Here is a 26,978-nt window from a genome sequence, read left to right on the forward strand (position 1 = left end):
CACTTTCAGCCTACCTCTTGCTTTCGCAAGTTTCTCGGGGAGTGGTGGGTGATGACGGGATCGAACCGCCGACATTCTGCTTGTAAGGCAGACGCTCTCCCAGCTGAGCTAATCACCCGTTTGCATCTCCGAGGCCGCGAAATTTACGCAGGTAGCGAACCTAAGTCAATAGCAGGATTGAAGTTTTTCTGAAAAAGACAAAATTGTTTCCACCCTGCAAGACCGCATTCGCGAGCAAGCCCGCTCCCACAGGGGGATTGCATTCCAAATGTGGGAGCGAGCTTGCTCGCGAAGACGGCAGCCCATTTGACGCAAATTCAGGAGAAGAACGCGATCTACTCGCTATAGATCATCTTCTTGGTCATGCCACCATCCACGACGAATTCCTGCCCGGTGACAAACCCGGCATTGCGCGACAACAGCCACGCGACCATCGCCGCCACATCCTCGACCGTCCCCACCCTGCCCGCCGGATGCTGAGCATGATCGGCATCAGCCAAAGGCTCGGCTCGACGCGCAGAAGGATCCCGCGCATCGATCCAGCCCGGGCTGACCGCATTCACGCGAATCTCCGGCCCAAGGCTGATCGCCAGCGCATGGGTCAACGCCAACAATCCGCCCTTGCTCGCCGCATAAGCCTCGGTATCCGGCTCCGACTGCGCCGCACGGGTCGAGGCCAGATTGACGATCGAGCCATTGTGCGCCCGCAGATACGGCGCACAGTGCTTGGCCAGCAGCATCGGCCCACTGAGATTCACCGCCAGCACCCGATTCCAATAGGCCAGATCAAGACTTTCCAGGGTGATGTTGTGCGGGTCGGCCACCGCCGCGTTGCACACCAACGCATCGAGACGACCGAATTGCCCGAGCACTTCGGCAACGCCGAGCGCCACCTGACTTTCATCCGCCACGTCCATGGCGATGAACCAGGCATTCTCGCCCAGCACCTTCGCCACTTTCGAACCGCGCACCCGATCGAGATCAGTCAACACCACTTGCCAGCCTTCGCTGATCAGCCAGGCCGCGATACCCAAACCGATGCCGCGCGCAGCACCGGTAACCAGCGCCACACGGCCATGGGTGCCCGCCGTCGGAGTAGACAACTCGATCACAACGCCGCCAGACCGCGCGACAGATCGGCCTGCAGGTCCGCCACGTCTTCCAGACCGACCGCGATGCGGATCAGGCTGTCACGAATCCCCGCCGCTTCCCGCTCCTGTGGCGCCAGGCGGCCGTGGGAGGTGGTGCTTGGATGGGTGATGGTGGTTTTGCTGTCACCAAGATTGGCGGTGATCGAGATCAAACGGGTGGCATCGATAAAGCGCCACGCACCCTCCTTGCCGCCCTTGACTTCGAAACTCACCACCGCACCGAAGCCCTTCTGCTGACGCTGGGCCAGTTCGTGCTGCGGATGGCTCTTGAGACCGGCGTAATGGACTTTCTCGATACCGTCCTGCTGCTCCAGCCATTCAGCCAGTTGCTGGGCGTTGGCGCAGTGCGCCTTCATCCGCAGGTTCAGGGTTTCCAGGCCTTTGAGGAAGATCCACGCGTTGAACGGGCTCAAAGTTGGCCCGGCGGTGCGCAGGAAGCCGACAACTTCTTTCATCTGTTCGCTGCGACCGGCCACAACACCGCCCATGCAGCGGCCCTGGCCGTCGATGAACTTGGTTGCCGAGTGCACGACAATGTCCGCACCGAGTTTCAGCGGCTGCTGCAAGGCAGGCGTGCAGAAGCAGTTGTCGACCACCAGCATTGCGCCCTTGGCGTGAGCGATTTCCGCCAGTGCGGTGATATCCACCAGCTCGGCCAGCGGATTGGACGGCGACTCGACGAACAGCAGCTTGGTGTTCTGCTTGATCGCCGCATCCCAACCCGACAGATCGGCCAGCGGCACATAGTCGACTTGCACACCGAAACGCTTGAAGTACTTCTCGAACAGGCTGATGGTCGAACCGAACACGCTGCGCGACACCAGCACGTGATCGCCGGCACTGCACAGGCTCATCACCACCGCCAAGATCGCGGCCATGCCCGTGGCGGTGGCGACCGCTTGCTCGGCACCCTCCAGCGCAGCGATGCGCTCTTCGAACGCGCGCACGGTCGGGTTGGTGTAGCGCGAGTAAACGTTGCCCGGCACTTCGCCGGCAAAGCGCGCGGCCGCATCGGCAGCGGTGCGGAACACATAGCTGGAGGTGAAGAACATCGGATCACCGTGCTCGCCTTCCGGCGTACGGTGCTGACCGGCACGTACGGCCAGGGTATCGAACGCTACGCCTTCGAGGTCGCTGTCCAGCCGACCGGCATCCCATTCCTGACTCATGCTGTCACTCCTTGCCCTGTTCTTGAAAATTAAAAGTCAGATACAAAACCGGCCCCTCAGGGCCGGTAGAAACTCAGTTGTTGTACAGATCGATGATCGCACTGACCGCCTGGGTCTTGACCTTGGAGGCATCGTTGCGTGCCTGCTCGATCTTGTCCAGGTAGGCCTCATCGACGTCGCCGGTGACGTACTTGCCGTCGAACACCGCGCAATCGAAGTTTTCGATCTTGATCTTGCCGCCACCGACCGCTTCGATCAAGTCAGGCAGGTCCTGATAAATCAGCCAGTCTGCGCCGATCAGATCCGCCACATCCTGAGTCGAACGATTGTGTGCGATCAGTTCGTGAGCGCTCGGCATGTCGATGCCGTAAACGTTCGGGAAGCGCACGGCCGGGGCCGCCGAGCAGAAGTAGACGTTTTTCGCGCCGGCTTCGCGGGCCATCTGGATGATCTGCTTGCAGGTGGTGCCGCGTACGATCGAGTCGTCGACCAGCATCACGTTCTTGCCGCGGAATTCCAGCTCGATGGCGTTGAGCTTCTGGCGAACCGACTTCTTGCGCGCCGCCTGGCCCGGCATGATGAAGGTCCGGCCGATGTAACGGTTCTTGACGAAGCCTTCGCGGAATTTCACACCCAGGTGGTTCGCCAGCTCCAGCGCGGCGGTGCGGCTGGTGTCCGGAATCGGAATGACCACGTCGATGTCGTGCTCCGGACGCTCGCGCAGGATCTTCTCGGCGAGTTTCTCCCCCATGCGCAGACGCGCCTTGTACACCGACACGCCGTCGATGATCGAATCCGGACGCGCCAGGTAAACGTGTTCGAAGATGCAGGGGGTCAGGGACGGGTTGGTCGCGCACTGACGGGTGTGCAGCTTGCCGTCTTCAGTGATGTAGACCGCTTCGCCCGGGGCCAGGTCGCGGATCAGGGTGAAACCGAGCACGTCCAGCGAAACGCTTTCGGAAGCAATCATGTACTCGACGCCTTCGTCGGTGTGACGCTGGCCGAACACGATCGGACGGATGCCGTGCGGGTCACGGAAACCGACGATGCCGTAACCGGTGATCATCGCCACCACCGCGTAACCGCCGACGCAACGGTTGTGCACGTCGGTCACGGCGGCAAACACGTCTTCTTCAGTCGGCTGCAGCTTGCCGCGCTGGGCCAGCTCGTGGGCGAACACGTTAAGCAGCACTTCCGAGTCGGAACTGGTGTTGACGTGACGCAGGTCGGATTCGTAGATTTCCTTGGCCAACTGTTCAACGTTGGTCAGGTTGCCGTTGTGCGCCAAGGTGATGCCGTAAGGCGAGTTGACGTAAAACGGCTGCGCTTCGGCCGAGGTCGAGCTGCCGGCAGTCGGGTAACGGACGTGGCCGATCCCCATGTGGCCGACCAGGCGCTGCATGTGACGCTGCTGAAATACGTCACGCACCAGACCATTGTCCTTGCGCAAGAACAACCGGCCATCATGGCTGGTCACGATACCGGCAGCGTCCTGGCCGCGGTGCTGGAGCACGGTTAGCGCGTCATACAGCGCCTGATTGACGTTCGACTTACCGACGATACCGACGATGCCACACATGCGACGCAACCCCTACTTAATGGATCTGAACTGAACAACACTCACTGAGGCGTTTTGGCCGACGGCAAGAGTTGCTCCTTGAACGGAATATCAGCGGGTACGCTGATTCCGCTGGCAAGCCACTGACTGCTCCACCCGAGAATCAGGTTTTTGGACCAGTCGGCGACCAATAGAAACTTTGGCACGAGCTGTGATTCTTTCCACCACCCGTCCTGCTGTACCGGCCCCAGGCTCAACAGCCCGACTGCCACGACCACCAGCAACACGCCACGCGCCGCGCCGAAGGCCATGCCCAGGAATCGGTCGGTGCCGGACAACCCGGTCACGCGCACCAACTCGCCGATAAGATAATTGATCATTGCGCCCACGATCAGTGTGGCGACGAACATGATGGCACAGCCCGCGATCACGCGAGCCGATGGGGTTTCGATGTATCCGGCGAGGTACTCGGACAGTGAGCCACCGAACATCCAGGCAACCGCTCCTGCGATGATCCAGGTCACCAGCGATAATGCTTCCTTGACGAAGCCGCGGCTCAAACTGATCAAAGCGGAGATGGCGATGATTGCAACGATCGCCCAGTCAACCATGGTAAATGGCACAGTGCAGCCTACAGACGGATAAGGCGGCGCATTTTAGCAGAGCGCACCGCTGTCGGTAAGCTGCGATTTTCAGTGCATTTCAATCGAATCGATAGATCCTAGCCGCGCTCGGGCTGGAAGCGCACGACAAAACCCTTGAGGTTCTGCTGGCGGCTCAACAGATCACGCAGACGATCGGCCTCGGCACGCTCGATCAGCGGCCCGACGAACACCCGATTCTTGCCGTCGGCAGAACGGATATAGGCGTTATAGCCTTGGCTGCGCAGGGTCTTCTGCAGGCTTTCGGCGCTGGCGCGACTCGACAGGCTGGCCAGTTGCACCGACCAGCTGACCGACAGACCATTAGCATCGACGCGACTTTGCGTGGTGTCAGGTTTCGACGCAGCAGCAATAGGCTGAGCAGGCGCCGGAATCGGCTTGGCCACCGCAGGCGGCGCAGCCGGTTTGGCGATTGCTATGGGCGCCGTTGGGGCCGGGGCCGCCGCGGCTGGAGCAGCAGACGCAGTATCTTCTGCGACTTCTTCATCCGCTGGCACCGGCTCTTGCGGCAAAGCCTGCGGCTCAGGCACGGCCACCGATTCCATTTGCACCTGCGGCATAGAAGAGGCTTGCGGCGCGGCGGGCGCCTCGACCGTCACTTGACGTTGCTCGTCCTGGCGGGAAAACAGCATCGGCAGGAAAATCACCGCCAGTGCCACCAGCACCAGGGCGCCAACCATGCGCTGCTTGTACGCTTTATCCAGCAAAGCCATTTGCCGCTTCCTCCGTGGAGCGCCGGGCCAGCCATTCAAGGGCCTCGGCGACACAATAAAATGATCCGAACAACAGAATCTCGTCGTCGCTGGTGGCCACTGCGCACTGCCCTTCCAGCGCCGCCGCGACACTGTCATAGGACGTGACGGACGCGCCAAGGCTCTGCAACCCGGCGTGCAATTCACTGGCCGGACGCGAACGCGGCGAATCCAGCGGCGCGACCGCCCAATGCTGGACACTAGCATTCAATTCACCGACAACACCATCCAGATCCTTGTCGGCAAGCAAGCCGAACACCGCCAGACGCTTGCCCACCGGTGGCCGGCTGGCCAGCCGCCGCGCCAGATACTCCGCCGCGTGCGGGTTGTGCCCCACATCCAACAGCAGGCTCAGGCGCTTGCCATCGAATTCGAACGAGCGGCGATCCAGCCGCCCGACCACGCGAGTGGCCTGCAAGGCTGCCACAATTTGCGACGGATTCCACGGCAAACCGAGCAGCAGATACGCCTGCAAGGCCAGCGCGGCGTTTTCCATCGGCAGATCGAGCAGCGGCAAGTCGCGCAGCTCGACCGGCCGGCCTTGCGCATCGGTGCCGCGCCACTGCCAGTGCTGGACTGTGATGCCGAGGTCGAAATCACGCCCGCGCAGGAAAAACGGACACGCCAGTTCGCGCGCCTTGTCGAGCAGCGGTTGCGGAGGATTCAGATCGCCGCACAGGGCAGGTTTGCCCTGACGGAAAATCCCGGCCTTCTCGAAGGCCACGGATTCGCGGGTATTGCCCAGGTACTCGGCATGATCGACGCCAATGCTGGTGACCAGCGCGATATCGGCGTCCACCACATTGACCGTGTCCAGACGCCCGCCCAGCCCGACCTCCAGCACCACAGCGTCAAGTTTTGCCTGTTGAAACAGCCAGAACGCCGCCAGGGTGCCCATTTCGAAGTACGTCAGAGAAGTGTCGCCACGCCCGGCCTCGACCGCAGCGAAGGCTTCGCACAGCTGCGCGTCAGTAGCTTCGACGCCATTGAGCTGCACCCGCTCGTTGTAACGCAGCAAGTGCGGAGAATTGTAGACACCCACGCTCAGGCCCTGCGCTCGCAGCAATGCAGCCACGAAAGCGCAGGTCGAACCCTTGCCGTTGGTGCCGGTGACCGTAATCACCCGAGGCGCCGGCTGACCCAGTCCCATGCGGGACGCTACCTGTTGCGAACGCTCCAGCCCCATGTCGATGGCCGATGGATGCAACTGCTCAAGGTAGGCGAGCCACTCGCCAAGGGTACGCTCGGTCATACGTTGGCAGGCACCGGTGGAACGACGATTGGCTCGACAGGAGCGGCGACGTAGGTCGGTGTCGGCTGGCCGGTCAGTTGCGCCAGCAGATTGCCCAGGCGTGGACGCAGTTCACGACGATCAATGATCAGATCGATCGCGCCATGCTCCAGCAGGAACTCGCTGCGCTGGAAGCCTTCCGGCAGCTTTTCCCGCACGGTCTGCTCGATCACGCGCGGACCGGCGAAGCCGATCAGTGCCTTCGGCTCACCGACGATCACGTCGCCGAGCATTGCCAGGCTGGCGGAAACGCCGCCGTAGACCGGATCGGTCAGCACCGAGATGAACGGAATGCCTTCTTCACGCAGGCGCGCCAGTACGGCCGACGTCTTGGCCATCTGCATCAGCGAGATCAGCGCTTCCTGCATGCGCGCACCACCGGAGGCGGCGAAGCAGATCATCGGGCAACGGTTTTCCAGGGCGTAGTTGGCGGCGCGCACGAAGCGCTCACCAACAATGGCGCCCATAGAACCGCCCATGAAGCTGAATTCGAACGCCGAAACCACCACCGGCATACCCAGCAGGGTGCCGCTGACGGAGATCAGCGCGTCTTTTTCGCCGGTCTGCTTCTGTGCAGCGACCAGACGATCCTTGTACTTCTTGCCGTCGCGGAATTTCAGACGGTCAACCGGCTCCAGGTCTGCACCCAGCTCGTTGCGGCCTTCGGCATCCAGGAAGATGTCGATACGCGCCCGTGCGCCGATGCGCATGTGGTGGTTGCACTTGGGGCAAACGTCCAGGGTCTTTTCCAGCTCAGGGCGATACAGCACAGCCTCGCAGGACGGGCATTTGTGCCACAGACCTTCAGGCACCGAGCTCTTCTTGACCTCCGAACGCATGATCGAAGGGATCAGTTTGTCTACCAACCAGTTGCTCATGCTTTCTTTCTCCAGTACCGGCGGCCCGAACGCTCTGGTTCGCAGCCCCGCGTATGCCCTTCAGCTAAATTCATGTGTGTGGCGATGATTGATGGAACGCCGCGGTCAGCGCGAAACATGACCTGCGTGCAACTCCAGAAACCCTCAGCCTCGCCTGCTTTGTGCAAGTGCATTGATGGACGGCGGCAGTTCGCCAGCCGTCACATCGAAGTAGACGCTCCCTGCGAGCGGCTACGTACGGCATTGATGAACGCGCGGATCTTCGCATGATCCTTGATGCCCTTGCTCGCCTCTACCCCACCGCTGACATCGACCGCGTACGGTTTGACTCGCGCCACGGCGTCGGCGACGTTTTCCGGGGTGAGACCACCGGCCAGGATCAGTGGCTTGCTCAACGCTTGCGGAATCAAAGACCAGTCGAACGCCTCGCCGGTTCCGCCCGGCACGCCTTCGACGTAAGTGTCGAGCAGCACGCCACTGGCACTCGGATAGGCATCGACGGCAGCCGCGATGTCATCGCCAGCCTTGACCCGCAACGCCTTGATGTATGGACGATGCCAGCCTTCGCACTCTTCAGCGGTCTCGTCGCCATGAAACTGCAACAGGTCCAGCGGCACGGCATCGAGGATTTCCCCCAACTCGCAGCGGCTGGCGTTGACGAACAGGCCCACCGTCGTCACGAACGGCGGCAAAGCCTGGATGATCGCCCTTGCCTGCTGCACGCTCACTGCACGCGGGCTCTTGGCGTAGAACACGAAACCGATCGCATCCGCACCGGCCTCGACGGCGGCCAACGCATCTTCCATGCGGGTAATCCCGCAGATCTTGCTGCGAACGGCTGACATATCGAGAAAAACTCCGCGTCAAATTCGGGAAAGTCCCGGATGGTAACAAAAGCGTTCGAGGGCGTCAGCCGTCAAGTTCCGAGAAACCCGTAAGGAAATGTGGTCCGATAAAACGCTCGGGCAACGGGAATTCGTCGTGATACTCGACCTGCACCAGATACAGCCCGTACGGATGCGCGGTCACCCCCCCAGAGCGGCGCTCGCGACTTTCCAGAACTTCCTTCATCCACTCCACCGGACGCTCGCCGGCACCGATGGTCATCAGCACTCCAGCAATGTTGCGCACCATGTGGTGCAAAAAGGCGTTGGCGCGGATATCGAGCACGATCATCTTGCCGTGACGGGTCACGCGCAGATGATGCATCTTCTTGATTGGCGACTTGGCCTGGCACTGGCCGGCGCGGAATGCACTGAAATCGTGAGTGCCGATCAGGTATTGCGCCGCTTCAGCCATGCGCTCGACGTCGAGTGGGCGGTGGTTCCAGGTGATCTCTTCGTTGAGATGCGCCGGACGGATCTGATCGTTGTAGATCACATAGCGATAACGCCGGGCGATGGCTTTGAACCGCGCATGGAAATGCGCCGGCATCACCCGCGCCCAGCTGACACTGATGTCGTGGGGCAGATTGATATTGGCGCCCATCACCCAGGCTTTCAGCGAACGATCGACTGGCGTGTCGAAATGCACCACTTGGCCGCAGGCATGCACCCCGGCGTCGGTACGCCCGGCGCACTGCAGCGAAATCGGCGAATTGGCGACTTTCGACAAGGCTTTTTCGAGCTCTTCCTGCACCGTGGCCACGCCGGTCAACTGACGCTGCCAGCCGCTGTAGCGCGAGCCTTTGTACTCGACGCCCAGTGCCACACGGTAAAAGCCTTCGGGTGCCATTTCGGCGACCGGGTTATCTATGTTTGCCAAGGTGGGACAGCCTGCTGATGTACAAAGGCGGGCATTATAAGGCTGTGAGTCGGGGATGCCAGAATTCTCTATGGGTAGTTCCGGCCCAATCGCGAGCAGGCTCACTCCTACAGGAGAACGCATTCCAACTGTAGGAGTGAGCCTGCTCGCGATGGCGATAGCACTGCCGCTACAAAACCCAGCCCAAACAAAAACGGCAGCCTCAATGGGCTGCCGTTTTTATTTACCGCTGACTCACGCCAGGTGCGAGAGCATTTCCTTGGCCTCGCCACGCTGCTTCTCGTCGCCCTCGGTCAACACTTCGTTGAGGATGTCGCGCGCGCCGTCGTTGTCGCCCATGTCGATGTAGGCTTGGGCCAGATCGAGTTTGGTGGCCGCTTCGTCGGTGCCGGCGAGGAAGTCGAAATCGTCTTCGCCCAGATCATCACCCAATGCCGCATCGGCTTCGGTGAAGGTCGGCTCGGCAATGCTCTGCGACAGGCGATCCAGCTCGGCGTTGACGTCATTCAGTTCCGCTGCGAATGCGTCAGGCTCGGCCGCCGGGTTGCTGTCCATTTCGTCAGCCAGCGACAGATCGAAATCCGCCGGCAGCTCCAGATCGTCCTGTGGTACTTCGTTGGCGACCACAGGCTCGGCCGGCGACAGATCTTTCACGCCTTCGTCCAGATCCAGCAGGAAGTCATCGTCCGCCAGATCCGCCGCCGGGGCTGGCGCAGGCTCGGCACCCAGATCCAGATCGAGGTCGAAATCCGACAGGTCGTCGAGGTTCTCTTTGATCTCGGTCTGCTGTTGCAGCACTGATTCAAAGCTCAGATCGTCGTCGGCCGGGAACTCGTCCAGCTCCACCGCAGCTTCAGGCTCAACAACAGGCGCAGGCTCAACCGGAGTGATGTTATCGAGATCGTCCAGGCTCAGGTCGAACGCGCTGTCGAGGTCGTCTGCCGCAGGCTCAGGTGCAGGCGCCTCAGGCTCGTCGAGCAGCAGCTCCTTGACGTATTGCGCATCGAGCTCGGCGGCGGCGGCCGCTGCGGCCAGACCGGCGACAGCGACTACTGCCATGGCCGGGAAGCGTTTTTTCAGCTCTTCGACCTTGGCGAAGTTATCACCGTTGGCCACCAACTGACGCTCCTGACCCACGAACGCATCGCGGTCACCTTGCTGACCGTAGACTTCCATCAGCTTCAGACGCAGATCACTGCGTTGCGGCTCGAGGCTGACACCCTCTTCCAGCAGCGCCGCAGCCTGATTCAAGCGGCCGGCATTGATGTGCGACTGGGCCTTGTCCAGCACGTCATCGGAACGCTCGGCGGACGGCGCAACCAATGGCGCGGCAATCGGCTCAGCCATCACCACCGGAGCCACGACCGCAGCAGGCGCTGGCGCAGGTGCCGGGGTGTTGAGCTTGACGCTGGCAGCAGGCGTTTCCAGACCTTCGAAGCTGCTTTCAGGCAGGTCCTGCTCAGCAGAGAACTCCTGCTCTTCGGCCAGAGCGCGGGCCATACGCAGGTGTTTCTCGGCTTCCTGCTGGGCTTTGCGGCGACGCGCCAGCAGCAACAGCAGGAGCAGCAGCACCACCGCACCGCCGCCGATCAGACCCAGCAGGATCGGATTGGTCAGCAGTTCATTGAAGGTTTTGTCTTCATCGACTACCGGTTTTGGCGCAACCACTGGCGTCTCGGCAGGCGTGTCGACCGGTGGCGCAATTGCCGATTCCGGGGTGGGTGCAGCTTCTGCCGGGGTTGCTGGCGGAGTGGCGGCCAGCTCAGCAGTGATCGCCGGCACGGCGGCGTTGGCCGCCGACGCAGCGCCGGTACCGTCAGCCTGCATCTTCGCCAGTTGATTGTTCTTCAGCTCGATCAGGCGTTGCAGCTTGTCCAGCTGACTCTGCAGATCGGCCATGCGGCTTTTCAGTTCCTCGTTGTCACGACGGGTCGTGTCGAGGCTTTCCTGAGTCACCGCCAGTTTGTTGCTCAAGGCCTTGGCATCGCCTGCCGGGCCTTTGCCACGACCCTTGGCGTTTTCGGCAGAGACCAGACTCAGGTTGTCCTTGGCATTCTGGCCGGCACCGACATTGCTGCTGCCACGCTTGGTGGCATCGAGTTGCTGCTGACCGGTACCCGGCTTGGCCACATAACGACGGCCCTGACGCCAGGCTTCGTTCTGCGCGGCGACTTCAGCAATCGCTTTGGACTGTGGCAGCGCGGTGCTTTCCACCGAGTCCGGCAGACGCAGCACCTGACCGGTTTTCAGCCGGTTGATGTTGCCGTCGATGAACGCGTCCGGGTTCAACGCCTGAATCGCCAGCATGGTCTGCTGCACCGAACCGCCGGTGCGCGCCTTCGCGGCGATTTCCCACAGGGTGTCGCGCGGTGTGGTGGTGTATTGCGACGGGTGCGTGGCGCCAGTGGTCGGTGCGGTGATGGTCTGCGACGGTGCCGGTTGTGCGGCGGCATCAGCAGTCTGCGGCGAGAACTTCGACGGATCCAGCAGCACGCTGTAATCGCGCAGCAGACGGCCGTTGGGCCACATCACCTGCACGAGGAATTTCACCATCGGTTCCGACAGCGGCTTGCTCGAAGTCACGCGCAGCACGCTTTTGCCGCTGGCGTTGAGCACCGGGGTGAACGTCAGGTCGTTGAGGAAGGCCTGGCGATCGACGCCGGCCTTGGCAAAATCTTCGGGTGAAGCCAGGCTCGGCACCACTTCGGCAGCGGTGAGATCCTTGACGTCGAGCAACTCGATCTCGGCCACCAGCGGCTGGTTCAGGGTCGACTTCAGGGTCAGCTCCCCGAGCCCGAGGGCATGCGCCATACCGGAGGACAGCGCCGAGGCGGCCGCTATTGCTAACACCAGTTTGCGAACTTGAACCATAGCCTCATCCTTTGTTTGAACGTTCCTCGGCCAGCGAGAAGATGTTGATTGCCGCTGCCGTAAGGCATTGCGCGCGACGACGACAGACTGCCGCGCGCGATCATTTCTTTGATGCCCCGGAAAGTCCCGGAGGGTGACACGTTATCAAGTGCTCCGGGCAAGCATAGCGCTCACCTAGAATCAGTCGACAAATTGTTGCCAAGTATCTTTTACAGCAGGTCTTTTATCAACAATTCAGCGACCTGCACAGCATTCAGGGCCGCGCCTTTGCGTACGTTATCTGACGTCAGCCACAGATTAAGTTCCGCCGGGTCGTCGACACCGCTGCGTACACGGCCAACATAGACAACGTCCTGCCCTACCGCGTCACCCACCGCGGTCGGATAATCGCCGGCCTCAACCAGCTCGATGCCAGGCGCGTCCTCAAGCGCAGCGTTGACCTTTGCCAGGTCGACCGCGTTCGCTGACTGCAAGGTCACGCTATAGCTATCGCCAAAAAACACCGGGGCTTGAACGCAAGTGGCGGAAATCTTTAATAAAGGCTGCTTCAGCACCTGACGTAACTCGCGCACCAGACGTTTTTCCAGCAGCGTGTGGCCTTGAGCGTCGGGCGTGCCGACCTGGGCCAGCAGGTTGAAGGCCATCTGCCGGTCGAAGAAGGTCGGCTCCAGCGGACGCATGTTCAGCAGCTCGGCGGTCTGCCGGGCCAGCTCGGTCACGGCTTCGCGACCTTGGGCGGACACGGCCAGATTGGCAGTCACGTTGACGTATTGCAGCTCGAGCAAATCGAGCAGCGGTGCCAGCACCACGGCCAGCGTCGTCGCCGACGGACTTGGGCTGCTGACCTGGAACGGCGCTTTCAGACCGGCAATCACCTCAGCGTTGGCCTCCGGCACCACTTGCGGCGCCTGCTCGGCCGGCAACGCACCGGACAGGTCAATCAACGAGCAACCGGCCGCATGAGCACGCGCCGCGTAGCTCAGGGAAACGGCAGCGCCAGCGGCGAAGAACACCAGTTTGACCTTGCTGAAATCGAACTCGTCGACTTCACGCACGCGCACGTTCTTGTTGCGGAACAGCACCGAACTGCCAGCGGATTCGCTGCTCGCCAGCAGGTGCAGGTTGCCGACCGGGAAGTCGCGCTCTTCGAGAATCTGTACGAGGGTTTCGCCGACAGTACCGGTGGCGCCGACGACGGCAATATCAAGGGTCTGGGTCATGGTTCTACCTCTGGCGAAACGGGGGGAGCGGCACTTTACCGGGTGACTGGCGTACAGGCAATTTCTGTCGGGCATTTGCGCTGTCAGTTCCGGCCTCATCGCGAGCAGGCTCACTCCTACAGGGGTGGTTGCACACAAAAGTTCGCCTCACACCGAACATTGTAGGAGTGAGCCTGCTCGCGAAGAGGCCAGACCCGGCAACCGAGAACCATCAGGCATAAAAAAACCCGCACCTCTCACAAGGCACGGGTTCTCTCATTGCATCAAGCGATCAACGCTCCAGCAAAATCCGCAGCATGCGACGCAGCGGTTCGGCCGCGCCCCACAGCAGTTGGTCGCCGACGGTAAACGCACCAACGAACTGCGAACCCATGTTCAGCTTGCGCAGACGACCCACCGGTACGTTCAGGGTGCCGGTGACCTTGGTCGGGCTCAGCTCCTGCATGCTGATGTCGCGGTTGTTCGGCACCAGTTTGACCCAAGGGTTGTGCTGGCTGATCAGCCCTTCGATATCAGCGATCGGCACGTCTTTGTTCAGCTTGATGGTCAGCGCCTGGCTGTGGCAACGCATGGCGCCGATGCGCACGCAGATGCCGTCGACCGGGATCGGGCTCTTGAAACGGCCGAGGATCTTGTTGGTCTCGGCCTGGGCCTTCCACTCTTCACGGCTCTGGCCGTTCGGCAGTTCCTTGTCGATCCACGGGATCAGGCTGCCGGCCAGCGGTACACCGAAGTTCTCGGTCGGGTACGCGTCGCTGCGCATGGCTTCGGCCACGCGGCGGTCAATGTCGAGGATCGCGCTGGCCGGATCGGCCAGTTGATCGGCCACCGCAGCATGGGTCGCGCCCATCTGCTTGATCAGTTCACGCATGTTCTGCGCGCCGGCGCCGGAGGCCGCCTGATACGTCATGGCGCTCATCCACTCGACCAGACCAGCCTCGAACAGACCGCCCAGGCCCATCAGCATCAGGCTGACGGTGCAGTTGCCGCCGATGTAGTTCTTGGTGCCCGCGTCCAGTTGCTGGTCGATGACCTTGCGGTTGACCGGGTCGAGAATGATGACGGCGTCATCGTTCATCCGCAGGCTGGAAGCCGCGTCGATCCAGTAACCCTGCCAGCCGGCTTCGCGCAGCTTCGGGAACACTTCGCTGGTGTAGTCGCCGCCCTGGCAGGTCAGAATCACGTCGAGGGTTTTCAGCTCTTCAATGCTGTAAGCGTCCTTGAGCGGAGCAATGTCCTTGCCCACGGACGGGCCTTGGCCACCGACATTGGAAGTGGTGAAAAACACCGGCTCGATAAGATCGAAATCCTGCTCTTCCAGCATCCGCTGCATGAGCACGGAACCGACCATGCCGCGCCAACCGATCAGACCTACACGTTTCATCGCAACTACACCTTCTTGAAAAGTGGGCCGCTGCTTTGTATTGAATTTCGCAGCGGGCCCGAGAGATTACAGATTCCGCAGCGCGGCGACTACTGCGTCACCCATTTCCTGCGTTCCGACTTTGGTGCAACCGGCCGAATAAATGTCACCGGTGCGCAAGCCTTGATCCAGCACCACGCTGACGGCTTTCTCGATGGCATCGGCCGCATCGTGCAGATTGAAGCTGTAACGCAGCATCATCGACACCGACAGAATGGTCGCCAGCGGGTTGGCAATGCCTTTGCCGGCGATGTCCGGGGCCGAACCGTGGCAAGGCTCGTACATGCCCTTGTTGTTCGAATCCAGCGAGGCCGACGGCAGCATGCCGATCGATCCGGTAAGCATCGAGGCTTCGTCGGACAGGATGTCGCCGAACATGTTGTCGGTCACGATCACGTCGAACTGCTTCGGTGCGCGCACCAACTGCATGGCGGCGTTGTCGACGTACATGTGGCTCAGCTCGACTTCAGGGTAATCCTTGGCGACCTGCTCGACCACTTCACGCCACAGTTGGCTGGACGCCAGCACGTTGGCCTTGTCCACCGAACACAGTTTCTTGCCGCGAACCATGGCCATGTCGAAACCGACGCGGGCGATGCGGCGGATTTCGCTTTCGCTGTACGGCAGGGTGTCGTAAGACTGACGCTCGCCGTTTTCCAGGGTGCGGGTGCCGCGCGGCGCGCCGAAGTAGATGCCGCCGGTCAGCTCACGGACGATCAGGATGTCCAGACCGGCAACGATTTCCGGCTTCAGGCTCGAAGCGTCGGCCAGTTGCGGGTAGAGGATCGCCGGACGCAGGTTGCCGAACAGGCCCAGCTGCGCACGGATTTTCAGCAGACCGCGCTCGGGGCGGATGTCACGCTCGATGGTGTCCCATTTCGGGCCGCCCACGGCGCCCAGCAGGACGGCGTCGGCAGCACGGGCACGATCAAGGGTTTCGTCGGCCAGCGGCACGCCATGCTTGTCGATGGCGGCGCCACCGATCACGTCATGGCTCAGCTCGAAGCCCAGGCTGTACTTGTCGTTGGCCAGTTCCAGCACCTTGACCGCTTCGGCCATGATTTCCGGACCAATACCGTCACCTGGGAGAATCAGAATCTGCTTGCTCATGCTTTCCTCGTGTCTTCAATCGGTGCGCCACTCAGGGCGCGCCCGGAAAAATTCTTAGCGCTCAGCCATCAATACGATTACATCTGTACTGAACGAGCCGTCGGCATCAATTTCAAAATATTCGCGCACTTCGTTGCCCATCGACTGCTGCAGCTGGCGGATCGCGGCGCGCATCACCTCGGGTGTGCGCATGCGCTCGACCCAACTGCTGTACTCCAGACGCAGGCGCTGACGGGTGGTGCTGCGGGTATGCAGCCCGGCCTCGCTGACCTGACGCAACCACTCGCCGGCGGAATAATCGCGCACATGGCTGGTGTCGCGCAGCACTTCGACGCTTTGCAGGTAAGTGTCGAACAACGGACTGCCCGGTGACAACACGTCGACGAACGCCGCCACGCCACCCGGTTTCAGCACCCGGCGCACTTCGCGCAGGGCCACCCCGAGGTCGCTCCAATGGTGCGCCGAATAACGGCTGAACACGTAATCGAATTCGCCATCGGCAAACGGCAGGCGCTCGGCGGCGCCGTTGACCGTGGCAATGTTGTTCATGCCGCGATCAACCGCCGCAGCGGCCACCACATCGAGCATCTGCTGCGACAGGTCGTAGGCCACCACTTCCTTGACCAGTGGCGCCACATGAAAACTCACATGACCGGCGCCGCACCCCAGGTCCAGCACCCGGGCTTCGCCCTGCCCGGCCAGTTCAGCCTGTAGCAGCGCGAACTCGGCGCCTTGAGCGTGAACGGCGCTGCTCAGGTAGGCGGCGGCCTGTTCACCGAATTGCTTTTGTACAACCTGACTGTGCTGGGCGGTGCTGGTCATAGTCACTTCCTGGTATTTGTGTTGTTTGGGCCGGCCTCTTCGCGAGCAAGCCCGCTCCCACAGGGGAATGCATTTCAAATGTGGGAGCGGGCTTGCTCGCGAAGAGGACAGCCCTGACGACATCAATCTCAAATCTGGCTTATGCGTCGCGGAACAACCACGGCTGGCTCACACGATGCCTGGCCTCGAACGCCGCAATCGCATCACCGTCCTGCAAGGTCAGGCCGATATCGTCCAGACCATTGAGCAGGCAATGCTTGCGGAACGCGTCGATCTCGAAGCTGTACACCTTGCCATCCGGGCGAGTCACGGTCTGCGCCTGCAGATCGATCTGCAATTGATAGCCCGGCTCGGCCTCGACCTGCTTGAACAATTCATCGACTTCAGCGTCGCTCAGGATGATCGGCAGCAAGCCGTTCTTGAAGCTGTTGTTGAAGAAGATGTCGGCGTAGCTCGGCGCGATGATGCTGCGGAAACCGTATTCTTCCAGGGCCCATGGCGCGTGTTCACGGCTGGAGCCGCAACCGAAGTTCTCGCGGGCCAGCAACACACTGGCGCCTTGATAACGCTCGGCGTTAAGCACGAACTCCTTGTTCAACGGGCGCTTGGAGTTGTCCTGATACGGCTGGCCGACATCCAGGTAACGCCACTCGTCGAACAGGTTCGGGCCGAAACCGGTGCGCTTGATCGACTTCAAAAACTGCTTGGGAATGATCTGGTCGGTGTCGACGTTGGCACGATCCAGAGGCGCGACAAGACCAGTGTGCTGGGTAAAAGCTTTCATGCTGCGCTCCTTTAGATCAATTCACGAACGTCGATGAAACGACCGTTCACCGCCGCCGCAGCGGCCATGGCCGGGCTCACGAGGTGGGTACGGCCACCGGCTCCCTGACGGCCTTCGAAGTTACGGTTGGAGGTCGAGGCGCAATGCTCGCCGGACTCCAAACGATCCGGGTTCATCGCCAGGCACATCGAGCATCCCGGCTCACGCCATTCGAAACCGGCTTCGAGGAAGATCTTGTCGAGACCTTCGGCTTCCGCCTGCGCCTTCACCAGACCCGAGCCCGGTACGACGATTGCCTGCTTGATCGTCGAAGCGACTTTGCGACCCTTGGCGATCACGGCCGCAGCGCGCAAGTCTTCGATGCGCGAGTTGGTGCAGGAGCCGATGAACACGCGATCCAGTTGAATGTCGGTGATCGCCTGATTGGCGGTCAAACCCATGTATTTCAGGGCGCGGACGATCGAGTCGCGCTTGACCAGATCCATTTCCTTCGCCGGATCCGGCACGTTCTGATCAACGGCCAGCACCATTTCCGGGGAAGTGCCCCAGCTGACTTGCGGCTTGATCTGCGCAGCGTCGAGCTCAACTACGGTGTCGAACCTGGCATCAGCGTCGGAGACCAGGTCTTTCCAGGCTTCAACCGCCTGATCCCACTGCGCGCCTTTCGGCGCGAAAGGACGGCCCTTGACGTACTCGACGGTTTTTTCGTCCGCAGCCACCAGACCCACACGGGCGCCGGCTTCGATGGACATGTTGCAGATGGTCATGCGGCCTTCGACGGACAAATCGCGGATCGCGCTGCCGGCGAATTCGATGGCGTGGCCGTTACCGCCGGCGGTACCGATCTTGCCGATTACCGCGAGGACGATGTCTTTGGCGGTCACACCGAATGGCAACTGGCCTTCGACGCGCACCAGCATGTTCTTCATTTTCTTCGCGACCAGGCACTGGGTGGCGAGCACGTGCTCGACCTCGGAAGTGCCGATCCCGTGTGCCAAGGCACCGAAAGCGCCGTGGGTCGAGGTGTGCGAGTCGCCGCAGACCACGGTCATGCCCGGCAAGGTCGCGCCCTGCTCCGGGCTGATCACGTGGACGATGCCCTGACGGATGTCGTTCATCTTGAACTCGACAATCCCGTACTCATCACAGTTGTCATCGAGGGTCTGAACCTGCAAACGCGAGACCTGATCGGCAATGGCTTCAATGCCGCCCTTGCGCTCCGGTGTGGTCGGTACGTTGTGGTCCGGGGTCGCGATGTTGGCATCGATGCGCCAAGGCTTGCGCCCGGCCAGACGCAGGCCTTCGAAGGCTTGCGGCGAGGTCACTTCGTGGATGATGTGACGATCGATATAGATCAGCGCCGAGCCATCGTCGCGCTGTTTGACCAAATGCGAATCCCAGAGCTTGTCGTAGAGCGTTTTGCCGGCCATCAGACGGTTCCTCATCAGCTTGTTTCTATGCCCTGGGCTTATCAATAACCCTTTGGCTTGTGAGGCCGATCCTATGGGGTTACATTAAATAACTCAAATTCATATTTTTTATGCTTTGGATAACCAACTGGAATACAAACCGTGGATCTGGCCAACCTTAATGCTTTTATCGCCATCGCCGAGACCGGCAGCTTCTCCGGCGCCGGGGAACGCCTGCATCTGACGCAACCGGCGATCAGCAAACGCATCGCCGGGCTAGAGCAACAATTGAAGGTGCGGCTGTTCGACCGACTCGGTCGTGAAGTCGGCCTGACCGAGGCCGGCCGCGCCCTGTTGCCCCGGGCTTACCAGATTCTCAACGTGCTGGACGACACCCGCCGTGCCCTGACCAATCTGACCGGCGAAGTCAGCGGCCGGCTGACTCTGGCCACCAGTCACCACATCGGCCTGCACCGCCTGCCGCCACTCTTGAGGGAATTCACCCGTCGCTACCCACAGGTGGCGCTGGATATTCAGTTCCTCGATTCGGAAGTGGCCTACGAAGAAATTCTCCATGGCCGTGCAGAACTGGCCGTGATCACCCTGGCGCCGGAGCCGCACACGCTGGTCAAAGCCACGCCGGTGTGGGACGACCCGCTGGATTTCGTGGTGGCGCCAGAACATTCGCTGATCAGCAATGGCGCGGTGAGCCTGGCGGACATTGCCGGTCATCCGGCGGTTTTTCCCGGAGGCAACACCTTTACTCATCACATTGTCCAACGCTTGTTCGAAGCCCAAGGACTGACGCCGAACATCGCCATGAGCACCAACTACCTGGAAACCATCAAAATGATGGTCTCCATTGGTCTGGCCTGGAGTGTTCTGCCCCGCACCATGCTTGATGAACAGGTGGCGCGCATACCTTTGCCGGGCATACAGCTCAGTCGCCAGCTAGGCTATATCGTGCACACCGAACGGACGCTGTCGAATGCGGCAAGGGCTTTCATGGCCTTGCTGGATGCGCAAATCGATCTGCCAGGGACTCCAGGCTAACTTGTGCTACTCCTATAGAGCCGCTGTCCCTGTGCCTAACGCCACCATCAGCTCAAGGCCCGTTAACAATGCCGAAATCTGTTGACCGAATTCCGCCGATGCCGCGTATTCAGGCCATTGATCCGCGACGTTCCGAGCAGAGCTGGGAGAGTGCGCCGCAATTGCTCGCCGCGCTCAATGGCGCCCGGCTCGGCGCCTGGTATTGGGACATCGAGCGCGGGCAGATCAGTTGGTCACGGGGCACTCAGGCGCTGTTCGGCTTCGATCCACGGCAACCGCTGCCGCGGGATCTGGAATATCTGGACCTGCTGCCGCCCGAAGACCGGGCGAAAACCGTGCGCGCCTTCCATGCGGTGATTGCCGGCGCCCCGCTGGAACAGGCGATGCACCACCGCATCCGCTGGCCCGACGGCAGCCTGCACTGGCTGGAGATCAGCGGCAGCCTGCTGCCGGATAAAAACGGCCGTCCCCGAATGATCGGGGTGATTCGCGAAATCACCCACCAACGGCAACGCGAACAGGCCCTCAGCAGCTCGGAGAAACGTTTCGCCACACTCTTTCACCTGTGCCCGAACATGGTGCTGCTGACGCGCCAGGAAGACGGCCTGATCACCGAAGCCAACCAGTATTTCGAAAGCCTGTTCGGCTGGCCGGTCCAGGACGCCATCGGTCGCACCACCCTTGAACTGGGCCTGTGGGTGCACCCGGAGCAACGCGCCGAACTGGTGAAAAAGACCAAAGCCAAAGGCGAATTGATCAGCATGGAAGTGCAGTTCCGCGCCAGCAACGGGCAGATTCATGACGGCATCCTCAGCGCGCAGAAGGTCGAACTCGAAGGCCAGCCGTATCTGCTCAGCACTTTTCTCGACACCACCGAACGCAAGGCCGCCGAACACGCCTTGAAAGACAGCCAGGAACGCCTCGATCTGGCGCTGGACTCGGCGCAGCTCGGCACCTGGGACTGGCACATTCCCAGCGGCATGCTCTACGGCTCGGCGCGGGCCGCGCAATTGCACGGGCTGGAACCGATCCCGTTTCACGAGTCGTTCGAGGAGTTCTTCGAAGGCGTACCCGGCGAGGAGCGCGACAGCATGCGCGACGCCTACCGCAGCCTGCGCGAAGGCCCGGCCGGCAACTATCAACTGACCTATCGCGTGCAACTGCCCGACGGCAGCTCGCGCTATCTGGAAAGTCGCGCCCGCCTGTATCGCGACGAAAACGGCGCGCCGCTGCGCATGGCCGGGACGCTGCTGGACATCACCGATCAGGTCGAGCGCGAGCAACGTCTGGTCGCTTCGGAAGAAAAATTCGCCACGCTGTTCCAGGTCAGCCCCGACCCGATCTGCGTCACCCGTCAGGACAGCGGCGAGTTCATCGAGATCAACAACAGCTTTACCCAGACCTTCGGCTGGAGCGCCGCCGACGTGATCGGGCGCACCGCCGAAGACATCGGCCTGTGGGACGCTTCGGCGAAAAGCCTGCAACGCATCGAGCGGGTGATCCGCGAACAGGGCCTGAGCAATGTCGCAATCATCGTCCAGCACAAGGACGGCCAGTCGTTGACGTGCGTGATTTCCAGCCGGCAGATCAGCGTTGGCAATCAGCCGTGCATCGTCACCACCCTGCGCGACATCACCCAACAACAGCGCTCCGAAGCCGCTCTCAAAGCCAGTGAAGAGAAATTCGCCAAGGCGTTCCACTCCAGCCCCGACGCCATCACCATCACCGAACGTGACACCGGGCGCTATCTGGAGGTCAACGACGGTTTCTGCCGCCTCACCGGTTATCGTGCCGACGAGGTGGTGGGCAAAACCGTGTACCAGATCGGCATCTGGGCCGAAGAGAAACAACGCTCGGCGCTGCTCGCCGAACTGCAGATCAAGGGCCGCGTGCATCATCAGGAAATGCTCGGGCGCAACAAGCGCGGTGAGTTGCTGACGGTGGAGGTGTCGATCGAACCGATCACCCTCAACGAAACGGCGTGCCTGCTGCTGACCGCCCGGGACGTCAGCCTGTTGAAAAACGCTGAAGCGCAGATCCGCCATCTGGCCTATCACGATCCGCTGACCAATCTGCCCAACCGCGCCCTGCTGATGGATCGCCTGAGCCAGCAGATCGCCCTGCTCAAGCGCCACAACCTGCGCGGCGCGCTGCTGTTCCTCGACCTTGACCACTTCAAGCACATCAACGACTCGCTGGGCCACCCGGTCGGCGACACGGTGCTGAAAATCATCACCGCGCGACTCGAAGCCAGTGTGCGCATGGAGGATACGGTGGCGCGTCTCGGCGGCGATGAGTTCGTGGTGCTGCTCAGCGGCCTCGAAGGCACGCGCAACGAGGTCAGTGCACAAGTGCGGGAACTGGCCGACACCATTCGCGAGCTGCTGTCGGAGCCGATGTTCCTCGACGGCCAGCGCCTGCAAGTGACACCGAGTATCGGCGTGGCGCTGATTCCCGATCACGGCTCGACCCCGACCGACCTGCTCAAGCGCGCCGACATCGCCCTGTACCGGGCCAAGGACTCCGGGCGTAACACCACGCAGATGTACCACAACACCATGCAGAAGGCGGCCAGCGAACGGCTGCGCATGGAGACCGATCTGCGCCTGGCACTGTCGCGCGGCGAGTTCAACGTGCACTACCAGCCGCAGGTCGATGCGCAGGACAACCGCATCATCGGCGCCGAAGCGCTGGTGCGCTGGAACCACCCGGAACTCGGCGCGCAATCGCCCACCGAATTCATCAAGGTGCTGGAGGACAGCGGACTGATTCTGGAAGTCGGCACCTGGATCCTCGACGAGGCGTGCGGGGCGTTCAAACAACTGATCGCGCTGAAACTGGTCGATCCGCTCAACTTCAGCCTGTGCGTGAACATCAGCCCACGGCAGTTCCGCCAGAACGACTTCGTCGAACGCATCGAACACAGCATGAGCAGCCACGGCCTGCCCTGCTCGCTGCTGAAACTGGAGATCACCGAAGGCATCGTCATCCAGAATCTGGATGACACCATCATCAAGATGCGCCGCCTGAAAAAACTCGGCGTGAGCTTCGCCATGGACGATTTCGGCACCGGCTATTCATCGCTGACCTACCTCAAGCGCCTGCCGGTGGACACCCTGAAAATCGACCAGTCGTTCATCCGCGACGCAACCACCGATCCCAACGACGCCGAGATCATCCGCGCCATCGTCGCCATGGCCCGCAGCCTGGAACTGGAGGTGATTGCCGAAGGCGTGGAGACGCCGGAGCAACTGGCGTTCCTGCAGGGGCTGGGCTGCCATTTGTATCAGGGCTATCTGCACAGTCGGCCAGTGGCGTTGGAGGAGTTGAAAAAGATGCTCGAATGACGAGCACAAAAAAGGGCGCCAGTGGCGCCCTTCTTTTTTGCTCGGCCTTATTGCAGAACCGGCTTCTGCGCCCCGTTGATCGGGATGCGCTTGGCTTTCGCTTCTTCCGGGATCACCCGCAACAGGTCGATGCTCAGCAGACCGTTGCTCAGATCGGCGGCCTTGATCTCGATGTGATCGGCCAGGCGGAAGGACAGCTTGAAAGCCCGCTGGGCAATGCCTTGATGCAGGAAGGTCACGCCTTCGCTGGCATCACGCTTGCCGCCACTGATGGTCAGCACACCCTTCTCGACTTGCAGCTCCAGGTCTTCTTCCTGGAAACCGGCGGCCGCTACGACGATGCGATATTGATCGTCACCGTGTTTTTCCACGTTGTAGGGTGGGTAGGTGCTGCCTGGCTCGTTGCGCAGCGCGGTTTCGAACAGATCGTTGAAACGGTCGAAGCCCACCGAGGAACGGAACAGTGGTGCCAGGGAAAATGCAGTACTCATGGTTCAAATCTCCTGAAAACAATCAGCAAGTTTTTGTGTCTCCGCGACCCGAATTCGGCATCGCGTAACCCTTAGATAGGGACCGCCAAAATGATTTCAAGAGCGTATTTGCAGATTTTTTTCAGGCTGCGGCCACGACCGGCAAACCCAGCAAACGCGAGACCTGGTCCGGCTCCGTCTCGCGACGCAGCACGGTAAACAGCTCGGTGGCCTCGGGATAATTGCGCGTCAGCATCGCCAGCCACTGCTTCAAGCGACCCGGCGATTGGCGAGCGGTCATCTGCGCCTTGGCTTGCAGCCAGAAGTCCTGAATCAGCGGCAGCAGCTCGGCCCAGCTCATCTCGACCACTTCTTCACCGGCGCGCGCGGCAGCGATCTGCCGGGCCAGATCCGGGCGCGATACCAGACCGCGACCGAGCATGATGTCTTCGACGCCGCTGATCTCGCGGCAACGACGCCAGTCCTCGACGCTCCAGATATCACCGTTGGCGAACACCGGCACCTTGACCACGTCCTGCACCCGCGGAATCCACTCCCAATGCGCCGGCGGCTTGTAGCCATCAACCTTAGTCCGGGCATGCACCACGATGTGTTCGGCGCCGCCCTCGGCCAGCGCAGTGGCGCAGACCAGCGAGCCGTCCGGACTGTCGAAACCCAGGCGCATCTTCGCGGTGACCGGGATATGTGCCGGCACGGCGCGACGCACGTGTTCGACGATGCTGTTGAGCAGTTCCGGCTCCTTGAGCAGCACTGCCCCGCCCCGCGATTTGTTGACGGTCTTGGCCGGGCAGCCGAAGTTCAGGTCGATCACTTCCGAGCCGAGCTCGCAGGCCAGCGCCGCGTTTTCCGCCAGGCACACCGGGTCGGAACCCAACAATTGCACACGCAGCGGCACGCCGGAACGGGTGCGGGCGCCGTTGAGCAGCTCCGGGCCGAACTTGTGGAAGTAGGCCGGGGTGAGCAACTGATCGTTGATCCGAATGAATTCGGTCACGCACCAGTCGATGCCGCCAACGCGGGTCAGCACGTCGCGCAGGATGTCGTCGACCAACCCCTCCATGGGCGCCAGGGCAATTTGCATGGGGAAAACACTACTCAGGAAGAAAAAACGTGCGGCAGTTTACTGGATATCGCAAGAAACCGCAGATCCCTTGCAGGAGTGAGCCTGCTCCCACAGGTATTGGGGTCTGCAGCAGGTTTTGTGGTTTATCGCGGGATCATTGTGGGAGCGGGCTTGCTCGCGAAGGCGGTGAGCCAGTCAAATGAATGCTGACTGACACGACGCCTTCACGAGCAAGCCCGCTCCCACAGGTTAGATTTTCGCTACCCCTGAAGTCTGGATCGCCGGGCCGTAACCCTCGATGAACTCCGCCGGCATGCGCTTGGGTTTGCCGCTGGACAGTTCGATGCAGACGAAAGTGGTCTGAGCGCGCAGCAGCGTGGCGTTGTCGCTCGGGCGGATCAGCTGGAAGTGCCGGGTCATTTTCAGGCGCTGATCCCAATCGACGATCCAGGTCGCCAGTTGCAGTTCGTCGCCTTCGTAGGCCGCCGCCAGATAATCGATTTCGTGACGCACCACGGCCATCGCCCGATCCAGGCGCCGGTACTCGACCAGGTCCAGCCCCAGACGCTGCGAGTGGCGCCAGGCGCAGCGTTCGAGCCAGGTCACGTACACCGCGTTGTTCGCGTGGCCCAGCCCGTCGATGTCCTCGGCGCCTACTTGCAGATCAATGGTGAACGGCGTTGCCCGATCCCAGCCCATGCCCCACTCCCGGTCAGATTATTCAACCGGGGCAGTGTAACGGATGTCAGGCCGATTGCCGCGCTTGAAGGCTGCGCCCCGCCAACAGTGATAACACGCCATCAATCACCCGAGGGTCGGCCAGCACGCGCTGGTGGCCGCCGCTTTCCAGGCGCAGCAGGCGACTGTCGAACCAGGATTCGTGGATCAATTGCGATTCCTTGACCGAGACGAAGGTGTCGTCCTCGGCATGCACGATCAGGCCCGGCATATCCAGTTGATAGTGCGCGACATCGAGGGTCGCGGCGCGCATGCCGACCTCCTGCTCGACTTGGCGGATGAACGCCGAGCGTGCTCTGGGCGGCATGCCGACATAGCGAGCAAAACCGCGCAGCACGCCGAGAATTCGTGCGGGAGCTGCGATGCTGACCAGGGTTTCGGTGCGCAAGCCCAGTTGCACCGCGAGCATGGCACTGGCGCCGCCCATGGAGTGGCCGATGACGGCTTGAAGAGGTGGCAATTCGGCGGCCGCTTCGAGCATGGCGCGGGCGAACAGTACGACGTTGGCTTCACGCCCCGGCGAACGACCATGGGCCGGGCCATCAAGGGCAACAACGGTGTAACCGGCCTCGACCAGCGCCGTGATCAACGCCGCAAACTGGGTGGGCCGCCCTTCCCAACCATGCATTAACAGCACCGCCGGTCCCTGCCCCCAGCGCAGCGCCGACAGGCCGAAGCGCAGCGTGATGCGTTCGGAGCTCGCCAGCAGCGGCAATTCCCAATCGCGCAGTGGCAACGTGCGCGGCGTCATGAACGCCTGACGCATTTTGTTTGCTACTCGTTGCGGTGCAATCCAGCCCAAGGTGCCATTAACGCCACGAACCCACTTCAACGTGTTCATCGCTCTCTCCTCAGGCGTGTTGCCTTCAGGTCAACGCACCGCCGACTTGGCAGCGCGCAGCAATCGATCGGATAAATCGCCCGGACCCAGCGCGCGTGCCAGCGCCAGACCACCCACCATCAACGCCACATCGGCCAACGCCTTGTCGGTGTCCTCGGGGCTGGACGCCAACTGCGCAATCATCAATTCCAGGTGTTCGTTCAGCGCGATGCGGAACGACTCCGGCAGACGTCCCAGCTCACCGATGGAAGCCGGAATCGGACACGCGGCGTCGCTGGAATCCCGATGCTTGCGTGACAGGTAGAACGCTGCGACCAGGGCGCGACGCTCTTCGCCGGTCAGCTCGGAATCCATGTCGGCAATCAGGTCACGCCGCCGGCTGAGCAGTTGTTTGAACGCCTCGAGCATCATGGCGTCCTTGCTTTCGAAGTGCGCGTAGAAACCACCAACGGTCAGGCCGGCGGCGCCCATCACTTCGCCGACGCTGGGATCCGCCGGGCCACGCTGCATCAGTGCGGCGCTGGCAGCCTTGAGGATGCGTTCGCGGGTTTGAGCTTTTTTATCGTTCATCGTTGCCTCCG

General features: G+C 61.6%; 23 protein-coding genes and 1 tRNA gene. 2 read left to right on the plus strand and 22 right to left on the minus strand.

The window, feature by feature from the left end:
* Window positions 1-42: 42 nt before the first annotated feature.
* The 17 genes from AC1RBR_RS17300 to leuC all read right to left on the minus strand — a co-directional run bounded on the left by AC1RBR_RS17300 (window position 43) and on the right by leuC (window position 18,885).
* Window positions 43-118 (minus strand) — tRNA-Val (locus tag AC1RBR_RS17300).
* Between the two features lie 217 nt (window positions 119-335).
* Window positions 336-1,112 (minus strand): SDR family oxidoreductase, encoded by a 777-nt coding sequence (locus AC1RBR_RS17305; RefSeq protein WP_492565749.1) that lies wholly within the window; start codon window positions 1,110-1,112, stop codon window positions 336-338.
* The gene (locus tag AC1RBR_RS17310) at window positions 1,109-2,320 is read right to left on the minus strand and encodes an O-succinylhomoserine sulfhydrylase (RefSeq protein WP_492565751.1); all 1,212 of its coding nucleotides are present in this window, start codon (window positions 2,318-2,320) and stop codon (window positions 1,109-1,111) included. The genes AC1RBR_RS17305 and AC1RBR_RS17310 overlap by 4 nt, the downstream gene beginning before the upstream one ends.
* A gap of 73 nt (window positions 2,321-2,393) precedes the next feature.
* Entirely contained in the window at window positions 2,394-3,899 is a 1,506-nt protein-coding gene (gene purF / locus AC1RBR_RS17315) for an amidophosphoribosyltransferase (RefSeq protein ID WP_003226416.1), read from the minus strand.
* 41 nt (window positions 3,900-3,940) lie between these two features.
* Window positions 3,941-4,501, minus strand: a complete 561-nt coding sequence (locus tag AC1RBR_RS17320; protein WP_045122548.1) for a CvpA family protein — start codon at window positions 4,499-4,501, stop codon at window positions 3,941-3,943.
* A 98-nt stretch (window positions 4,502-4,599) separates the two neighbouring features.
* On the minus strand, window positions 4,600-5,253 hold the full coding sequence (locus tag AC1RBR_RS17325) for an SPOR domain-containing protein (RefSeq protein ID WP_492565754.1): 654 nt from the start codon (window positions 5,251-5,253) through the stop codon (window positions 4,600-4,602).
* A complete protein-coding gene (gene folC, locus AC1RBR_RS17330) occupies window positions 5,237-6,544 on the minus strand; it encodes a bifunctional tetrahydrofolate synthase/dihydrofolate synthase (RefSeq protein ID WP_492565756.1) in 1,308 nt (435 codons plus the stop codon). The genes AC1RBR_RS17325 and folC overlap by 17 nt, the downstream gene beginning before the upstream one ends.
* A complete protein-coding gene (gene accD / locus AC1RBR_RS17335; protein ID WP_027611535.1) occupies window positions 6,541-7,461 on the minus strand; it encodes an acetyl-CoA carboxylase, carboxyltransferase subunit beta in 921 nt (306 codons plus the stop codon). The genes folC and accD overlap by 4 nt, the downstream gene beginning before the upstream one ends.
* Window positions 7,462-7,661: 200 nt before the next feature.
* Window positions 7,662-8,306, minus strand: a complete 645-nt coding sequence (locus AC1RBR_RS17340; RefSeq protein WP_456020168.1) for a phosphoribosylanthranilate isomerase — start codon at window positions 8,304-8,306, stop codon at window positions 7,662-7,664.
* 64 nt (window positions 8,307-8,370) lie between these two features.
* Window positions 8,371-9,195, minus strand: coding sequence for a tRNA pseudouridine(38-40) synthase TruA (gene truA / locus AC1RBR_RS17345; protein ID WP_177439981.1), 825 nt, complete (start codon window positions 9,193-9,195; stop codon window positions 8,371-8,373).
* Between the two features lie 264 nt (window positions 9,196-9,459).
* Window positions 9,460-12,096, minus strand: coding sequence for a motility hub landmark protein FimV (locus AC1RBR_RS17350; protein WP_492565758.1), 2,637 nt, complete (start codon window positions 12,094-12,096; stop codon window positions 9,460-9,462).
* Window positions 12,097-12,305: 209 nt separating this feature from the next.
* Entirely contained in the window at window positions 12,306-13,316 is a 1,011-nt protein-coding gene (locus AC1RBR_RS17355; protein ID WP_115986976.1) for an aspartate-semialdehyde dehydrogenase, read from the minus strand.
* Window positions 13,317-13,587: 271 nt separating this feature from the next.
* The gene (asd, locus tag AC1RBR_RS17360; protein ID WP_003226428.1) at window positions 13,588-14,700 is read right to left on the minus strand and encodes an aspartate-semialdehyde dehydrogenase; all 1,113 of its coding nucleotides are present in this window, start codon (window positions 14,698-14,700) and stop codon (window positions 13,588-13,590) included.
* Window positions 14,701-14,766: 66 nt separating this feature from the next.
* Window positions 14,767-15,849 carry a 3-isopropylmalate dehydrogenase gene (gene leuB, locus AC1RBR_RS17365; protein ID WP_003226430.1) on the minus strand — a complete coding sequence of 361 codons (1,083 nt, stop codon included), beginning with the start codon at window positions 15,847-15,849 and terminating at the stop codon, window positions 14,767-14,769.
* Window positions 15,850-15,903: 54 nt separating this feature from the next.
* Window positions 15,904-16,671 (minus strand): class I SAM-dependent methyltransferase, encoded by a 768-nt coding sequence (locus AC1RBR_RS17370; RefSeq protein WP_492565761.1) that lies wholly within the window; start codon window positions 16,669-16,671, stop codon window positions 15,904-15,906.
* 139 nt (window positions 16,672-16,810) lie between these two features.
* The gene (gene leuD / locus AC1RBR_RS17375) at window positions 16,811-17,455 is read right to left on the minus strand and encodes a 3-isopropylmalate dehydratase small subunit (protein WP_274657576.1); all 645 of its coding nucleotides are present in this window, start codon (window positions 17,453-17,455) and stop codon (window positions 16,811-16,813) included.
* An 11-nt stretch (window positions 17,456-17,466) separates the two neighbouring features.
* Window positions 17,467-18,885 carry a 3-isopropylmalate dehydratase large subunit gene (leuC, locus tag AC1RBR_RS17380; protein WP_492565763.1) on the minus strand — a complete coding sequence of 473 codons (1,419 nt, stop codon included), beginning with the start codon at window positions 18,883-18,885 and terminating at the stop codon, window positions 17,467-17,469.
* Between the two features lie 141 nt (window positions 18,886-19,026).
* Between leuC and AC1RBR_RS17385 the strand changes: the two genes are divergently transcribed.
* Window positions 19,027-19,917, plus strand: coding sequence for a LysR family transcriptional regulator (locus tag AC1RBR_RS17385; RefSeq protein WP_007969232.1), 891 nt, complete (start codon window positions 19,027-19,029; stop codon window positions 19,915-19,917).
* Window positions 19,918-19,985: 68 nt separating this feature from the next.
* Entirely contained in the window at window positions 19,986-23,264 is a 3,279-nt protein-coding gene (locus AC1RBR_RS17390; protein WP_166497903.1) for a sensor domain-containing protein, read from the plus strand.
* Window positions 23,265-23,311: 47 nt separating this feature from the next.
* Here the strand turns inward: AC1RBR_RS17390 and AC1RBR_RS17395 are convergent, their stop codons facing one another.
* The 5 genes from AC1RBR_RS17395 to AC1RBR_RS17415 form a co-directional block, all read right to left on the minus strand.
* Window positions 23,312-23,755 (minus strand): Hsp20 family protein, encoded by a 444-nt coding sequence (locus AC1RBR_RS17395; protein WP_492565766.1) that lies wholly within the window; start codon window positions 23,753-23,755, stop codon window positions 23,312-23,314.
* A 121-nt stretch (window positions 23,756-23,876) separates the two neighbouring features.
* Window positions 23,877-24,836, minus strand: coding sequence for a tRNA dihydrouridine synthase (locus tag AC1RBR_RS17400; protein ID WP_223007821.1), 960 nt, complete (start codon window positions 24,834-24,836; stop codon window positions 23,877-23,879).
* A 231-nt stretch (window positions 24,837-25,067) separates the two neighbouring features.
* Window positions 25,068-25,517 carry an acyl-CoA thioesterase gene (locus AC1RBR_RS17405; RefSeq protein ID WP_096796150.1) on the minus strand — a complete coding sequence of 150 codons (450 nt, stop codon included), beginning with the start codon at window positions 25,515-25,517 and terminating at the stop codon, window positions 25,068-25,070.
* Window positions 25,518-25,563: 46 nt separating this feature from the next.
* Window positions 25,564-26,397: an alpha/beta fold hydrolase gene (locus tag AC1RBR_RS17410; RefSeq protein WP_492565768.1), complete on the minus strand. Its 834-nt coding sequence runs from the start codon at window positions 26,395-26,397 to the stop codon at window positions 25,564-25,566.
* 30 nt (window positions 26,398-26,427) lie between these two features.
* On the minus strand, window positions 26,428-26,967 hold the full coding sequence (locus AC1RBR_RS17415) for a TetR/AcrR family transcriptional regulator (protein ID WP_007969225.1): 540 nt from the start codon (window positions 26,965-26,967) through the stop codon (window positions 26,428-26,430).
* Window positions 26,968-26,978 lie beyond the last annotated feature (11 nt).

Source organism: Pseudomonas sp. GW823-FHT01D03 (genome assembly GCF_058798255.1).